This is a genomic window from Azovibrio sp., assembly GCF_049658005.1.
In the GTDB taxonomy this organism is placed as follows: Bacteria; Pseudomonadota; Gammaproteobacteria; order Burkholderiales; family Rhodocyclaceae; genus Azovibrio.
Genome location: NZ_JBASOH010000011.1, coordinates 1 through 15,876 on the forward strand (window position 1 = coordinate 1; position 15,876 = coordinate 15,876).

13 protein-coding genes are annotated in these 15,876 nt (G+C 63.7%); 5 read left to right on the forward strand and 8 right to left on the reverse strand.

Going from position 1 to position 15,876, the window contains the following annotated elements:
- The 7 genes from WBH99_RS01050 to WBH99_RS01080 all read right to left on the reverse strand — a co-directional run.
- Window positions 1-274 (reverse strand): DUF6311 domain-containing protein (locus WBH99_RS01050; protein ID WP_424218247.1); only part of this gene is annotated, 274 nt, incomplete at its 3' end.
- Window positions 275-610, reverse strand: a complete 336-nt coding sequence (locus tag WBH99_RS01055; protein WP_424218248.1) for a hypothetical protein — start codon at window positions 608-610, stop codon at window positions 275-277.
- A gap of 10 nt (window positions 611-620) precedes the next feature.
- A complete protein-coding gene (locus WBH99_RS01060; protein WP_424218250.1) occupies window positions 621-1,664 on the reverse strand; it encodes a glycosyltransferase family 2 protein in 1,044 nt (347 codons plus the stop codon).
- 13 nt (window positions 1,665-1,677) lie between these two features.
- Window positions 1,678-5,727, reverse strand: a complete 4,050-nt coding sequence (locus WBH99_RS01065) for a glycosyltransferase (protein WP_424218251.1) — start codon at window positions 5,725-5,727, stop codon at window positions 1,678-1,680.
- Complete coding sequence (locus WBH99_RS01070) at window positions 5,728-7,104, reverse strand: methyltransferase domain-containing protein (protein ID WP_424218252.1); 1,377 nt, start codon at window positions 7,102-7,104, stop codon at window positions 5,728-5,730.
- Window positions 7,097-8,320 carry an ABC transporter ATP-binding protein gene (locus tag WBH99_RS01075; RefSeq protein ID WP_424218253.1) on the reverse strand — a complete coding sequence of 408 codons (1,224 nt, stop codon included), beginning with the start codon at window positions 8,318-8,320 and terminating at the stop codon, window positions 7,097-7,099. Before WBH99_RS01075 ends, WBH99_RS01070 begins: the two co-directional genes overlap by 8 nt.
- Complete coding sequence (locus WBH99_RS01080; RefSeq protein ID WP_424218254.1) at window positions 8,320-9,114, reverse strand: ABC transporter permease; 795 nt, start codon at window positions 9,112-9,114, stop codon at window positions 8,320-8,322. The genes WBH99_RS01075 and WBH99_RS01080 overlap by 1 nt, the downstream gene beginning before the upstream one ends.
- A 369-nt stretch (window positions 9,115-9,483) precedes the next feature.
- On the opposite strand from WBH99_RS01080, the gene WBH99_RS01085 reads away from it, so the two are divergent.
- The 3 genes from WBH99_RS01085 (at window position 9,484) to WBH99_RS01095 (ending at window position 13,368) form a co-directional block, all read left to right on the forward strand.
- Window positions 9,484-10,263, forward strand: a complete 780-nt coding sequence (locus WBH99_RS01085) for a Crp/Fnr family transcriptional regulator (protein ID WP_424218255.1) — start codon at window positions 9,484-9,486, stop codon at window positions 10,261-10,263.
- A 73-nt stretch (window positions 10,264-10,336) separates the two neighbouring features.
- Window positions 10,337-11,503: a glycosyltransferase family 4 protein gene (locus WBH99_RS01090; protein WP_424218256.1), complete on the forward strand. Its 1,167-nt coding sequence runs from the start codon at window positions 10,337-10,339 to the stop codon at window positions 11,501-11,503.
- A gap of 32 nt (window positions 11,504-11,535) precedes the next feature.
- A complete protein-coding gene (locus WBH99_RS01095; protein WP_424218257.1) occupies window positions 11,536-13,368 on the forward strand; it encodes a CHASE2 domain-containing protein in 1,833 nt (610 codons plus the stop codon).
- On the opposite strand, the gene WBH99_RS01100 is transcribed toward WBH99_RS01095, so the two are convergent.
- Entirely contained in the window at window positions 13,334-14,182 is an 849-nt protein-coding gene (locus tag WBH99_RS01100) for a glycosyltransferase family 2 protein (RefSeq protein WP_424218258.1), read from the reverse strand. The genes WBH99_RS01095 and WBH99_RS01100 overlap by 35 nt on opposite strands.
- Before the next feature lie 50 nt (window positions 14,183-14,232).
- On the opposite strand from WBH99_RS01100, the gene waaC reads away from it, so the two are divergent.
- Together waaC and WBH99_RS01110 are read left to right on the forward strand one after the other, a co-directional pair.
- Window positions 14,233-15,213: a lipopolysaccharide heptosyltransferase I gene (gene waaC, locus WBH99_RS01105; protein ID WP_424218259.1), complete on the forward strand. Its 981-nt coding sequence runs from the start codon at window positions 14,233-14,235 to the stop codon at window positions 15,211-15,213.
- Window position 15,214: 1 nt separating this feature from the next.
- Window positions 15,215-15,876 (forward strand): glycosyltransferase N-terminal domain-containing protein (locus tag WBH99_RS01110; protein WP_424218260.1); only part of this gene is annotated, 662 nt, incomplete at its 3' end.

The window sequence follows — 15,876 nt, forward strand, 5'->3', positions numbered from 1 at the left end:
TGGCGTCGGTCAGGGCGATGGAACTGCCCTCGGGCAGGCCAAAGCCGGCGATATGCCCCAAGGGCCATTGCCAGGCTTCATTCCGGAAGAAATACCAGCCCAGGTAGTGCTGCGCCGGGTCGCCGGAAAGGAGCCAGGCGGTGTTGCGCGGGTCGAGCGTCGCCGAACCGAAGGCATGGAGATAGAGGAGGGTGGCAAAGAGGGCGAGGAGGAGCCATTCGGCGAGGCGAGGCTCGGCAAGCGGGGCGGCGGGGGCGGCGGGGAGGGTTGTCATTCAGGCGCTCCGGGACAAGAGGGCGATACCAAGCACGATCAGGATCATGCCGCCTAGTTTGTCGAGGGTGAAGGATTCGGCGAACAGCAGGACGGCGGCGACATTGACGACGAGGAAGATGGCGCCTGCCATCAGGGGGGAGATGAGGCTCAAGGGGTAGTCGGCATAGATCCGCAGGGTGAGGAGAAAGGCGATGCCATAAAGGCCGATGCCGCAGAGCACGGGCCAGGAGAACAGGGACTGGAGGCGCAGCTCGGTGGTGGCGCCGAGTTTCAGGGCGACCTGGGCCGCGGCATTGCAGAGAACGGCGAGCCCTACCCAGAACAGGGATTTCATGGCGGCGGCCTCATGTGTTCCGGTCTTTCTCGGGGGGGGAGGGCCGGGGCTTGATGAGGTAGAGCGGCCGCGCTTTGATTTCTTCGTAGATGCGGGCGAGGTAATGGCCGATGATGCCGAGGCTCAGCATCAGGGTGCCGCTAAAGAAAATCATGAGGAGGATCACGGTGGTAAAGCCGTCGAGGGCTTCGCCCCGGATTTTCTGGTAGAGCGCGATGACGCCAAAAACGAGGCCGACCAAGAGGCTTACGAGGCCGCACCCGGAGATGAATTGGAGCGGCAGGGCGGAGAAGGCGGTGATGTTGCGCAGGGCATAGCGGAGCAGCTTGAGCCGGTTCCAGCGGCTCTCGCCGCCGGCCCGCGGCGGTACTTCGAAGGTCAGTTGCGCCGTGGGGTAAGCCATCCACTGGATGAGGCCGCGAAAGAAGCGCTCCCGTTCATGTAGCTGCCGGTATCGTTCGAGCACGATTTTGTCGAGCAGCTTGAAATCGGATTGGCCGCGCAGGTCGAGATTGGCAAGGGCATGGAACAGCCGATAAAAGAGAAGGGCAAAGCAGCGGCTCGAAAGGCTTTCCTGGCCGCGCGCATGCTTGACCGCTTCGACGACCCGGTAGCCGGCGCGCCACGATTCGACCATGGCGGGGATCATTTCGGGCGGGTGCTGCAAGTCGCTATCGAGGAGGACGACGGCCGCGGCATCGGAGCGCGCCTGATCGAGCCCGGCGGAGATGGCCGCTTCCTTGCCGAAATTGCGCGTCAAGCTGAGATAGCGGGCGCGCGGCTCGCCGGCGCAAAAGCGTTCGAGCGCGGCGGCGGTATCGTCCTGGGAGCCATCGTCGATGACCAGGAGGCGAAGCTGATAGGGGGCGTGGTCCTTGGGGGCAGCGTCCTTGGGAGCAGCGTCGTTGGGGGCAGCGTCCGTGGGGGCAGCGTCCTTGGGGTCAGCGTCCTTGGGCGGCGGCGCCGCCCTGTGCAGGATCTCGCGCAGGTGCGCTTCGATGACGGCCCCTTCGTTGAAGACGGGAACGATGAGTTCGATGAGCGGCGGGGCCAAGGAGCGGTCCAGCTCAGGAGGACGGGGTGGCATGAGATTGGCGGATGAGCGCCCGGCACTCGGCGACGAAGTTTGCGGCGACCTTTTCCCAGGCGAAGTTTGCGAGTTGCGCCTTGCCGTTTTCGGCGAGGCGCTGGCGCAGTTGCGGCTGCTCCCATAGCTTGCGGATGGCCGCCGGCAGGTCCTCCCGCCCGACCAGGAGGGCCTCGTGATCGTGCCGGGCCAGATCGTGGAAGGCGGCGCATTGCTTGTTGGCGATGACGGGCTTACCGGCGCGCCAGGCTTCGAGCAAGACGATGCCGAAGCTTTCGCTGCTGCTCATGTTGCAAAGGGCAAGGCATGACATCAGCGCGCCCCGGACGATTGCGCGCGGCTGCCGGCCCAGGTACACCGCATGGGCGCTGGGCACGGGGAGGCCATCGTCGTCCGGCCCGATCAGGACGAGATCGAGGTCGAGGCCCTCGCGGTTCAACTGCTCGACCGCTTTGATGATGTGCGGGTAGCCCTTGGCCTGCGCCTTGCGCCCCAGGACGAGAAGAAAGGGCCGCGCGGAGGGATGCAGGCGGCGAAAAGCCTCGGCGTCGGCGGGGCTGAATTTTTCTTCGGCATCGTAACCGGCGGGCAGGTAACGGACGTTGCCGCCTTTTTCTGCGAGGAATGTGCAGGCGGCTTTTGGGGCGGCAAGGACCAGAGTGGCGTTTCTGACGCTCTCTAGCCCATCGGGGAAATGATAGAAATCGTCGTCCAGGTGGGCGTGCGGGATGAGAATGGCGGGCACGCCTTGTTTTTTGGCTTCGGCCATGGCGAGGACGGCCGGCCGAAAGACATTGTTGTGCGCGACGACGAGGTCGTATGCACGGAGCTGCTCGGCCAGATAGCGTTCGAGGCCGGGACTCCAGGGGCCCCGGCCATCGGTGAGACGGACGGCGGCCGGCTCCCGACTCTGGCGGGCGGCTTGGTCGAGGAGGTCGAAAACCCGCTCCGCCGGCAGGGTGGGCAGGGATCGTTCGATGAGCGTGCCCTGGGAGAGGTCGAGCTTTTTCCCGGCGATTTCGATGCGGGAGAGGCGAAGGCCGAGGGGGCGAGGATCGGTCGGCGAGCAGGGGGCGGAGGTGAGAAGGCGCAGTTCGCCCGCCGGGCAGGGCACGCCAAGGGAGAAGCGGCCCTCGAGAGGCCAGGGGCCGCCGAGCAACTCGTTGGCGCCCAAGGCGGTGGTGACGCAGGGCGCTTCCGCGTAGCCGTGTAATTGCACGAGGGCGGCTTCTTGCAAGAACAGGGCGCATTCGGTGAAGGCCCAGCGCGCGGCATCCCCGCCTTCGCCTTCGGGATGGCTCCAGCCCCAGGTCAGGCCGGTTTCGCGATAGTCGGCCCGTAAGGCGGCGTCCACGGCCCGCTCGAAGCCGGGTTGCACCGACCAGGCCTGCCTGAGTTGGGCGAAGATCTGGTCGGGGTTCGGCGGCTCGACCGGGAAACGGGCAAACCTGACGCGTGGCATGTCGATCGGGGCCCCGACGCTGGCATCGAAGTCATAGCGCTCGCCAAAGCGGTAATGGTTATGGATGCCGCTTATTTCGGGGGCGATGACATCGATTTCAAAGTCGCCACTCCTGGCGAGCGCGGCAATGAATTTTTCGATGTTGACTTCGGCCCCCCCCAGGGGCGGGGCGGTATAGCGATAGGCGACATAGAGGACCCGCTGCCTGGGCTGTTCCAGATCACGGAGCGCCTCGACGAAGCGCCGGGCGAGGCCGCGCATGGAGAATTCTTGCTCGAACAGGGCGTGCCGGCTCGCCCTGGCCGGATCGTCATGGAGCTTGGGATTGGCGATGACGGCCTGGATTTCTTCGGGGAAGGCTTCGAGGGGGCAGACGGCGACATGGGGGGCAACTGTCTCGGGATAGCCGCGCAGCCCCCATTCCGTGCTGATCACGAAGAGGCCGTTGGCGAGGTAGTCGGCGACTTTGACGTTCGAGCCGCCCCCCGCCTGCATCGGGTTGATCGCCAGCGCGCAGGATTGCAGCACGGCGCTCTTGGTGTTCTCGTCGACCACGCCCCAGAGCGTGACATTGGCCGGGACCTTGCTCAAGGTGGCGCAGACGGAGCCGAGCAGATGAAAGCGGACGTTCGGACAGCGGCTGGCGATTCGCTCGGTGATGTACTTGGCCGCCTCGACATTCGGCATGTGGGCCGAGCCGAGGAAAACCACCGCCGGCTGCCCGATCTTTTCGGAGAGGGCTTTTTTTGCGGCTTGCACTTCTTCGCCCATGAGGGGTGAAGCGGCACCATTTCTGACGACGAGGATGGGCCCGACACTGCGCTTAGCCACGGTGAAACTGGCGGCGTCTTCTTCGGAAACGGCGATGTTCAAGCCGGCTTGCTCGATGGCCATGCGTTCGAGGCGTTCGACCTCGGCAAGCAGTTGCGACTTGAGGGGGTGAGATTCGAGCAGTCTGCGTTTGAGTTGGGTTTCGTTGTTCTGGGAGGAATGGACGAAGCGATCGCCGCGTGACAGGGGCAAGCCTGCCAGATAACAGTGTTCGACGACGATACAGCGGGCGGCTTTGCGCAAAAGGTCATAGACGCGGCAAAGCCATGGATTGGCAAGGCAATGGCGGCTGGCGAGAATATCGTTGGCGGAGACGTGATATCGATGGTTGACGAGGAGTTCGTCGGCGAGGTGGGCTTCGGTCTTGGGCAGGGTGATGATCGTGATGCCGGCCTCGCGCCTTGCCGCCAGGGTGCCGTCGCTTGAAAAGCAGAGGAAGACGACCGGGGCCCAGTCGCGCACGGCCTCATAAAGGCCGCGGGTGCGGGTTCCGCCGCCACCGACGGTGGCAAACGAGTCATAGTCGTTGAGCGCCAGAACGTAGGGGGTGGCAGGTTGTGCGGGGCTCTGGCGGCAAAGGCTTTCCAGGCGTTCTGCGACTGGACGCACGATGGCTTCCCAGGTGTAGCGTTCCTGGGCGAGCTTCTGGCCCCTTTTGCCAATGGGTTGGATCGACTCGGGATGGGCGGCAATCTCCCGTAGGACATCGACGAAGGCTTCCGGCGAGGCGGCGAGATAGTCCCGCCCCGGCTCCGCTTCGATGCCGCGCATGCCAAAAGGCGTGGAGAGCACGGGCAGGGCATGCGCGAAGTATTCGAGCACCTTGACGTTGGCGCCGCTGCCGGAGGTCATGGGATTCAAGGCAAGGTGGCTTTGCCGCAGAATCTGCTGCTTTCTTTCATCCTCGACGAGGCCGTGGCGGCGCACGTTGGGAGGGTAGTTTCCTTCTTTTAGGCAACTGCCGATGATTTCGAAGCGGATGCCGGGTAGAGCCGGGGCGAGGGTGTGCACGATGAAGCGGGCCGCCTCGACATTGGGGGGATGGGCGCTGCCCATGAAAACGGCTCGCAAGCCCTCCGGCCCAGGGGCGGCGACTTCGGCTGCGAAGCGGCAGGGCGTCATGCCGTGCGGGGTGTAAAGGCCCGTGAAGTCAGCGCCAGGGGCCAGGGCTTGAAAGCGGCTGAGGTCGTCTGGGTTGCAGTAGAGGACCAGATCGGCGTGGTCGAGCAGGCGTCGTTCGACGTCACGCACGAGTTCATGGAGGGGCGCCGAGTTCTGCCCCGGGTGAAGTTGTCGATAGAGGTCGGTTTCACAGTTGTAGGCGTTGTAAACCCGGATCTTGCCATCGAGGCCCGCGAACACGTCGTAATCCACCGTGAAGGGAGAGTCGTGAATGATGAGGTCCGCGCCTTCGTAGGCTTCGAGGTAGGCCTGGTGCAGTGGCGTGGGCAGATGGCCGCAGGCGGCAAGGGCTGGACCGGAGAGGTCGCCGCCGCTCGAAGCCGCTTCCAGGTGTTCATATTGCCGGGCGAAATGGGCGTCTTTGGGAATGCGTTTTTCGACAAAGCCCAGTCCATGCTGGATGACTTCCTGACTCCCGCCAAGGTGGGTCGAGGTCAACAGCGTGACGTGGTGCCAGCGACTCAAGGTTCGATAGAAGTGAAACAGGCGCTGCTGCCCGCCATTGGCCGGAGGAACGAAGGCCGGGAAGAAACAAAAGGCCAGAATTCTTTTCATTCAATCCTCGGTGTAAGCACGGAAGTATTTTTCCAGGGGAGTGCGCTGACTTGCATTCATGCCGTCAAGCCGAAGCTTCGAATCGCCGCATCCATGCGCGAGCTTGTCGGATGCCTGACTGGAGTGAGGGTCATCTACCCAATGGGCGGCCCCGGATGAGTTCGTATAAATCTGGCGCACCTCGATGGCCAGGCCTGGCATGCGATTGAGTAGTCTCGAGACGGCCCGCTTGAGACGCGGCCTGCTCTGGAGAAAGCCCCCTCCGGCGTGCACTGCAGATGCCAATGTCTTTCTCGCTGTTTTCTTCATCTTCTGCATCGGCCGGGGGGTGATACGCAATTTCATCCCGCGCTGGCGTAAGCGGGTCCAGCATCTGCCCATGAACCTGAGCGGCCGGGTGATCCGCCAGGAGGTACTGCCGTAGACGGCCTCTAGTTGCGCGGCTTGTTGACGCGCGATGGCTTCTACCCGGGTGGCGCACGCTTCGGCCTCTGTGGCACGCCGCTCTGCTTCGCCGGCACGGGCGCTGGCCTGTGTGGCGATTGCCTCCGCTTGAGTGGCATGGGCGCTGGCCTGTGTGGCGATTGCCTCCGCTTGAGTGGCATGGGCGTGCAACGCCTCGAAGCGGGTCTCGAGACTTCCTTGAAACCGTCCCGCCAGGTCTTCCAGACTGAGGCCATGATGCTGCTCGAAGAGCGGATCGAGCGCCACCATCAGGCCGGCATCGCCTTCTTTTTGCGCAATGACGGCATAGTCGGGACTCACGCCGGTGAGGACGTCATACAGGCTGGGCGCATCGCTTGCCCGCAATCCTTCCGCTTCCTGCTGGCGGAGGATCTTGACCCGGGCGAACCCCGTTTGCTCGGGTAGAAAGGCGAGTAGCTGGGTGGGAAGGGGGCGAACATGGGTCGGGTCGAGATAAAAACTCGAAGTTCCGACGACGAGATTCTCCGGATTCGGGGTCTCGAGAATCAAGAGCCCGCCCGGTTGCAGCACCCGCAAGGCCTCGCGCACGAGTTCCTGCAATGCGGCAAAGGGCAGGTGTTCTGCAATGTGAAAACCCGAAACGACGCCCTGGCTTCGATCGGGAAGATTCCTGATGAATTCGATGGCATCGCCGGCATGGACTTGCAGGTTGCGCTCGCGGCAGGCAGACAGCATGCCTTCATCCATGTCCACCCCGAGCGGGGAAAAGCCATGTTCCTGGAGCAATTCCAGCCACTCGCCCCGCCCGCAACCGAGGTCGAGTACCGGATAACAGGCTTCCTGCTGCTGCAATTGCAAGAGGAAGGGCAAATAAATCTGCAGTCTCGATTTTATGGTTTCACGAGAACCCCGAAACCTATCCTCGAAGTGTCTATAGAAATCGTCACGCATCGAGCATCTCCACTTTGGGGGGGAGCCAGGCAGAACCCACGAATGGCGGTTTGTCGAGATTCACTACCGAAAAAAGACAGGCGAGGTCGAGCCACTGGTAGTTTTTCTCGATATGGTTGTCCCGCGTATGGAGCGCGACGGATACCGAATAACTCCCCGCCCCAAGGTTGGCTTGAAATTCAAACCTGCACAAGAGCGCCTGATCTTCCACCAGATTCGTGATCGGGCAACCCAGGTTGAAGGTGTTGGTTCCAAAGATCGCCTGCCCGGACCGATCCTTGATCATGTAGCCGATCACGAGTTCGGGCAGCACCGCCTTCGACCTGATTTTCACCACGAGGCGGACAGGCTGCTCGACAGCGACGACTTCGACGGCCTGCCCATGGCTATCTTGCAGCACGACCGCTTCGATGACCGCTTCGCCGGTGCCCGATAGGGTCTGCAGCCGCCCTTCCGGGGTGCTGATCTGATGGATCTTCTGATCCTGGTGGCCGGCGAGGAGGGCATTGTAGTAATCCATCACCGCATCCGGCTCGCCTTCCATGGCGAGTACGCCGGCATCGAGCAGTATGGCCCGGTCACAGATGCTCTGGATGGTCAGTTTGTCGTGGCTGACGAGCAGGAGGGTGGTCCCCTTCCTGCGAAAATCCCGGATGCGCTCGAAACTCTTGTGCTGGAAATAGGCATCCCCGACCGAAAGGGCTTCATCGACGATGAGCACATCCGGCCGGGTGGCGGTGGCCACGGCAAAGGCGAGGCGCACTTGCATGCCGCTCGAATAAACCCGGACGGGCTGGTCGATGTAGTCGCCGATTTCGGCGAAGGCTTCGATTTCCGGCATGAGGCGAGTCATTTCCGCACCACTGTAGCCGAGTAGCTGGCCGGCCATATGGGCGTTTTCCCGGCCAGTGAATTCAGGGTGGAATCCCATGCCCAGTTCCAGGAGGGCCGCCACATGTCCCGTGATTTGCACGCTTCCCGTGGTGGGTTGGGTCGTCCCGGCAATCATCTTGAGGAGCGTGCTCTTGCCCGAGCCATTGATGCCAATGATGCCGACCGCCTGACCCGGCTCCACCTTGAACGAGATGTTTTGCAAGACCCAATGCAACTGGTGCCGGACGGCCTTCAAGGGTCCTAGCCATTCCAGCAGGCGTGACCAGCGGTCCGGATAGTACTTGTAGGCTTTTCCCAGCCCGATGACATTGATCGAGCCCATCAGAGTTCATCCACCATGTCGCCCGCGTGCCGCCGAAAAAGATGCCCGCCCAGGAGGCAGAGCAGGATGCCGGCCAGGGCAGGATAGAGGAGGGTTTTCCAGTCCGGCCATGCGCCTTGCAGCACCACGCCTTGGATGGCAGTGATGAGGCCGGTCATCGGGTTCATGGCGACGATCGGCTCGGCGTAGGCGGGCAGGATATTCCTGGGATAGACGATCGGGGTGAGCCAAAACCAGAAGGTGATCAGGATGCCGAAGAGTTGCCCGACGTCACGAAAAAAAACATTGAGGACCCCGAGCACCAGCCCGAGTCCTGCCGAAAACAGCACCAGAAGCAGTACGACCGGCAGCAGTGCCAGATATGGCAAGCCGGGAAACAGACCGGAAAAAATCATGAAACCCGTGAATAGACCAAATACGATGCAAAAATTCAGCACCCCATTGGCAATCACGATGACGGGCAGGCACAAACGGGGAAAACAGATCTTCTTGAGCATGTTGGCATTTTCCAGGAACATGCTCTGTGACCGGGTTGCAATCTCCGAAAACAAGCCCCAGCCGAGGATGCCGGCGCAAAGAAACATGCCGTAGCCGTAGGTGCTTTCGACGCCGGGGAGTTTGGTGTGCATGATTTTCGAAAAAATCACCGTATAGACCGTGATCTGGGCCAGCGGATTGAGAATGACCCAGAAAGCCCCCAACAGGGAATTCCTGTATCGGGACTGAAAATCCCGCCTGATATTGCCCAGAATGAAGCCTCGATACAACCAGACGGGTCGTAGAAATGTCAGCATGGAAAACATCCTGATTCGGGAAGGGATCGTGTCGTTCCACACAACTTAAGCAGCATTGCGGTTTTTATTTAAAATCATGCAGTTGGTCGATTCTTGCAATTACGCTGCCTTTTTGCAAAGATTCCATATGAATCAATTACTTGACAAGTCCGTTGGCATCGAGTCGCCATGCCGGATGAGTTGTGCGAAATGGCATGGGGTCGGAGGGTCGTTGCGTCCCTGGCTCAGATATGGCTACCCTGGCCTGACCCGGGAAGCGTGATATTGTAGTACATTCATAGGGTATTCCCTACCAACACAGGCTCGCCCGGCCTGGTGTTGCAGGGCTTCATTTTTGTGCGGTGTGCGACTTCGTACCCATTCCTTGCCATGACAACCACGCTTCCTCCTGATTCCACTCCTGCCCCGGATTCCTCTTCTGCGCCGGCAGGCCCCAAGCCGGATGCGATCACGGTCAATCTGCACAATATCCCCATGCTGCGGGGGCTGGACCCGGAAACGATGAGTTTCGTTGCCCGCTCCCTGACCGTGAAGCGGGTGGGCAAAGGGGTCCATGTGCTGCACAAGGGCGGGCCGGGGGATCATCTGCTGTTCTTGCTGGCAGGCCGCCTGCAGGTGGTGGATATCACGATGGAGGGGAAGGAGATCGGGCTTTCCTTCATCGAACCGGGGGATTATTTCGGCGAGCTTTCGATCATCGACGACCTGCCCCGCTCGGCTTCGATCGTGGCCTGCGAGGTCTCGCTGATCGCGCTTTTGCCGCGGCCCCAGGCCCAGGCGCTGATCTACAAGAATCCCCTGGTGGCCGAACGGGTCCTGAAGCGGATGACGGCTTCCCTGCGCGCTTCTTCCAACTATCGCGCCATCCTCGGCTTGCCCAATGCCTTTCAGCGCGTGTATGCCCTGCTGCAGCAGTTCACCATCACTGCCCCCGGCGGCCTGGTGGTGATCGAGAAATTGCCGACCCAGCAGGAAATGGCGATCATGGTGAATACCAGCCGGGAAACCGTGTCCCGCGCGGTCCAGGGCTTGATCCAGCGCGGCATCGTGGAAAAAGACCTGCGCCGCCTCATCGTGCGCAAGCCGGCCGAGTTGCTGGCGGCGGCTTCGGCCGAACAACCCTTCAGCGCGGGATCCCTCATCCGGTGAATGCAGCATCCGCACAGCAGGGAGGGGCGATGGCCGCCTTGGCATTGGGCGCCCTCCTGAGCCTCATCGACCCATGAAGATCCTTGTCAATGGCGTCCAGCTTCTTGCGCCACTTACTGGCATCGGCCAGTATGTCCGGTATTTGTTCACGGCCATGGAGAACATGGCGGCAACGGATGTGCATGTTTTTTATGGGCGAAACTTCAGACCGGGTGTCAGCCTCCCTTCTGCCCGGAAAGCGCAATTGTTGCGCCAAGGACATGAACTGCTGCAGCGCTTCCTGCCCAACCCCCGCGCTTTGCGCAAAGCGCTGGAGCGTCAGTGCTTTGCCTGGCAGGCCCGTAAATTCGGCAAGGATTGCATTTATCACGAGCCGAATTTCATTGCCCTGCCTTATGACGGCCCGCTGGTGCTGTCGATCCATGATCTTTCTTGCTTCGATCATCCCGAAATGCATCCGGAGGAACGGGTGCGCCTGATGCAGCGGGATCTGCCGGGCTCGATCGAGCGGGCCGATCAGATCATCGTGATTTCCCAGGCGACGGGGCTGGCCTTGCAGCGCTGGTTTGGCGTGGCGCCAGCGCGTATCAACCTGACGTATCTGGCTGCCGATGCGCGTTATCACCCCCGCGCCGGGGTTTTGTTGCAAGCCACGCTGGCGCGGTTCGGCTTGGTGCCCGGGGAATATGTGCTGAGCGTGGGAACCCTGGAGCCGCGCAAGAATCTCCCTGCCCTCTTTGCCGCTCATGCCGGCTTGCCGGAGGCTTTGCGCCAGCGGTTTCCCCTGGTGGTGGCAGGGATGCGGGGCTGGCATCAGGCGGAGGCCCTGAACGCTTCCTCGGCGGCGATGGCGCGCGGGGAGTTGCGTTTGCTGGGCTATGTGCCGGATGCCGCGGTGCCTGATCTTTACGCCGGCGCCGCGGCATTTGCTTATCCTTCCCGCTATGAAGGCTTTGGTCTGCCCCCGCTGGAGGCCATGGCATCGGGGGTTCCGGTCATCACTTCGAATCGCACTTCCCTGCCGGAGGTGGTGGGGAGCGCGGGCTTGATGGTCGATCCGGATGATGTGGATGGCTTGCGCGAAGGTTTGCGGCGCCTCCTGGAAGACCGGGTGTTTGCCGCGACGCTGGGGGAGGCGGGCCGGCTGCGTTCCCGTTCCTTCAGTTGGGAGCGGTGCGCCCGTGAAACGCAGGCAGTGTATGCCAAGGTGTTGCAGCAACGGGGGCTGGGTTCATCTTGATGGATTCTGCGGGGCCGCGTCTGAGTAGTGCGATGGGCATCAGGATGCTGGTGGGGCTGCTGGCCTGCTGCCTGGTTGTTGGCGTGGAGATTTTGCGCCCGGAACCGCTCAACCGGGTCGATGAGAGCATGCGGGATCTGGCGCTGCAGGCATTTGCCCGGGGCGAGCCTGAAACCCGCGTGGCGGTGATCGACATCAACGACGCTGCGCTGCGCGAACTGGGGCCCTGGCCCTGGCCGCGCAGCCGTCTTGCCGATCTGGTGGAGATGCTGTTGATGGACTACGGCGCCCGGGCGGTGGGGCTCGATATCGTTCTTCCCGAGGCCCGGCGGGACGATGTGGCGGGGGATCTGCGCCTGGCCAATCTGGCCCGGTACGCGCCTCTGGCTCTGGCGCAGATCCTCGATTACACCCCCCGGCCGGTCCTCTTGCTGCAGGGCGTCCCCGCGGCCGCCCTGGCGCCTTTGCCAGACCGGCACCCGCCTGAGGCCCATGGGTTCATCGGCAATCATGCCGGGCTGAGCGCTGCGCGCTGTGTGGGCAATATCGGCTACCGGCCGGATGCGGATGGCGTGCTGCGCCATGTTCCCCTGGTCTCCGGGTTTCAGCACGGCTGGTATCTGCATCTGGCGCCGAGCCTGCTCTACTGCGCCGCCTCCCGCGAGGCGCCAGAGCGGTATCTGCCGGAAATTCCCCTGGGCTGGTGGCGCGTTCCGTTCCGGCACCGCCTGGAGGCTTATACCGTGATCCCCGCGGCTACCTTGCTGGCGGGCCAGGTGGACAAGGAATGGATTGAGGGGCGCTATGTGCTGGTGGGCTCTTCTTCCCTGAGCCTGGGCGACCGCATCAGCATTCCCCTGGCGCCCCTGGCGTCCGGCGTCATGGTGCATGCCCAGAGTGTTTCCGCCTTGCTCGACATGGCCGAGGGCAAGTTGCCGCCGGTCCGGGACGGGCGCCCCTGGCTGCTGGCCTGGAGTGTGTCCAGCCTTGTCTTTGCCATGTTCTGGATTGCCCGCTGGCCGGCCTGGCGCAGCGTGACCTTGCTGCTGGTCCTGGCGGGGGCCTGGGTCGCCCTGGCGCTGTGGGGGGTGTGGCAGCAGTTCGAGGGCTCGGTGATGGCGCCGCTGTGGGGTTATCTGTTCCTGCTCATGGCGGCCATTCCCCATGAGTGGCGCCAGTCCCAGCGCCAGATTCAGCGCATTACCGAGACCTTGTCCCATTATGTGGCGCGGCCTGTGCTCGATGAGTTGCTGCGCCAGGGCATCACCTACAGCCTGGAGCCCCGCTTGAAGGAGGTGACGGTGCTGATTGCGGATATGGAAAGCTATACCCGCACGACTTCGTCCTTGTCCCTGGAGGCGGCGGCGGAACTCACCAAGGGTTTCCTGGATTGCCTGACCCGGCCCGTGCTGGAGCATGGCGGGACGCTGGATCGTTACACCGGCGACGGTCTGGTGGCCTTCTGGGGGGCGCCGCTGGATTGCCCGGATCAGGCGGATCAGGCGGTGAGTGCGGCCCTGGAGATTCTGGATGCGGTGAGCCGCTTCAATGCTGCCCGGGTGGCCCGGGGGCAGGCGGCGGTGCGGGTCCGGATGGGGATCGAGCATGGGCAGGCCCTGGTGGGCGACCTGGGCACCCCTTTTCGCAGTACCTATACCGCGGTGGGGGATTGCATCAATTTTGCGTCGCGGCTGGAAGGCGCCGCCCGGGATTTGCCGACGTCGCTGGTGATCGGCCCTTCGGCCAACGCCAGGTTGCAAACGCATGCGACGCAGGCGGTGGGTACGATCCGGCTGCGCGGCACGGATCGGGTGATCGATGTTTTTTCGGTCAGCCGCGCGGCGACGACGACTGGCGCGATCTAGCCGCGGCGCGCAGTTCCCGCAGCTTGGCGTATTTGCAAAAGCTGTTGAAACAGCCGATGGCGATGTGCACGAGGCCCGGCAGGCCGTCGCGAAAGCCCTGGCGCAGCAGGTAGAAACGGCCGAAACGGAATAGCGGGCTGCAGAGCAGATGCAGCACGCTGGCGCTTTTGTCCAGGGCATGGGCGCGCTCGGCGGCCAGGGTGGTGTAGCGATTTTGCTTGGCGAGGTAGGCTTCCAGGGTTTCGGCGGAGTCATGCAGCAGGTCGCCGGCCAGCTTGCCGCAGGTGGCGCCTTGCCGCAGTTCGACTTTTTCATGCACGGGATCGAAGGACCAGCGCGCCTGACGCCGGTCGAAGAGGCGCAGGCTCCAGTCGGGATAGCCTTCGCCGTGGCGCAGGTAGCGGCCCATGAAGCGGTTGCTGCGGCGAAAACGATAGGCCGCGCAGGCCGGCTGCTGCAGGCATTGCGGGATGGCCGCTGCCAGCGCCGGACTCAGTCGTTCGTCGGCATCGAGGCAGAGCACCCAGTCGTGGCGGGCCTGCTCCACGGCGTATTGCTTCTGCCGGCCATAACCGAGCCATTCTTGAACAATCACCCGGGCCCCCAGGCGCTGAGCCAGGGCCACGGTGTCGTCACGGCTGCCCGAATCGACCACCAGCACCTCGGCGGCAAACGGCACGCTGGCGATGCAGGCCGCCAGCTGGGTGGCGGCATTCCGGGTGATGATGACGAGGGACAGGGGGGGGTGGCTCACCTGCCCGGCGGGTGTTTCTGGCGGGGCTTCCTGATCGGGGGCTGGGCTCGGTTCGGTCACGGTTCCTGGTCGCTATAATGCGGGTCTTTGAAGCCGTTCATTCTACCTCCATGCCTGGTTCTGGCTCCCTCCCGAAAAACATCCTGCTGGTCAAGACCTCCTCGCTGGGGGATGTGATCCACAATCTGCCGGTGGTCAGCGACTTGCGCGCCCATTTTGCCGGTGTCGGGATCGACTGGGTGGTGGAGGAAAGCTTTGCCGATATTCCCCGGCTGCATCCGGGGGTCCGGGACATCATTCCCGTCGCCTTGCGGCGCTGGAGAAAACGCCTCTGGTCTCCCGCGACCTGGGCCGAGATCGGCGCCGCCCGGCATCAGATCGGGGCAAGGGAGTATGACGCGATCATCGATACCCAGGGCCTTCTGAAAAGTGCCTGGCTTGCCCGCCTGGCCCGGGGGCCGCGCCTGGGCCACCATGCCGACTCGGCCCGGGAGCCCCTGGCCGCGCGCTTTTATGATGCGGGCTTGTTCGTTCCCAGGACCTTGCATGCGGTGGAGCGCAACCGGCGCCTGGCGGCCGCCGCCCTGGGATATTCGCCCGGCCCGGAACTGGATTACGGCCTGCCCCGGCAGGCGGAGAATCAGCACAGCCTTACCGTGGTGCTGCTGACGGCCACGAGCCGCGCCGACAAGCTGTGGCCGGAGGCGCATTGGGTCAGCCTGGGCCGGGCCCTGGCCCGCCGCGGCCTGACGCCGCTGCTGCCCGGCGGCAATCCGCTGGAGCGGCAGCGGGCGCTGCGCCTGGCCAGCCAGATTCCCGGGGCCCAGGCCATTCCTCCGATGTGCCTTGCGGATCTGGCCCGGTTGCTGGCTCACGCCCGCCTGGCGGTGGGGGTGGATACGGGCCTTTCGCACCTGGCTGCCGCCGTCGATACCCCGATCGTGGCGCTTCATACTGCCACCGACCCGGGCTTGACCGGGGTGCTGGGCCAGGGCTGGGTCCGCAATCTGGGGGGCAAGGGTCAAGTTCCGACGGTGCAGGAAGTCCTGAACCAGATCGCCCACTTCCTGCCCCGCTCCGCCTCCGCCTGAGATGGCCCGCCTGGTCTACTGCCTGCTGCTGTATCTGGCCAGCCCGCTAGTGTGGCTGCGCCTGTTCTGGCGCAGCCGCCGCCAACCCGGATACCGGGAACATCTGGCCGAGCGCTGGGGCCGTTATCCGCAGCCGGCCCCCGCCGCGCCCCTGATCTGGGTGCACGCGGTTTCGGTGGGGGAGACCCGGGCCGCCCAGCCGCTGGTGGAGGGCCTGCTGGCCGCCTACCCCGATCATCAGCTGCTGCTGACCGGCATGACCCCCACCGGCCGGGCTGCGGCGCTGCAATTGTTTGGCGCCGTGGCGCGGGTGCGGCTGGCTTATCTGCCCTATGACTATCCGGGTGCGGTGGAGCGCTTCTTGCGCCATTTTTCGCCCCGCCTGGGGGTGCTGATGGAAACCGAGATCTGGCCGAACCTGCTGGCCGCGGCGGCCCGGCGCCAGATTCCGGTGCTGCTCGTCAATGCCCGCCTGTCGCATCGTTCCGCCCGGGGCTACTGCCGTATTGCGGCCCTGGTCCGCCCGGCGCTGCAGACCCTGGCCGCCGTGGCGGCGCAGACCGGGGCGGATGCCAGCCGGCTGGCAGGCCTGGGCGCCCGCCATATCCACGTCTGCGGCAATCTCAAATTCGATGTCGCGCCCCAGCCGGAACTGCTGGCGCT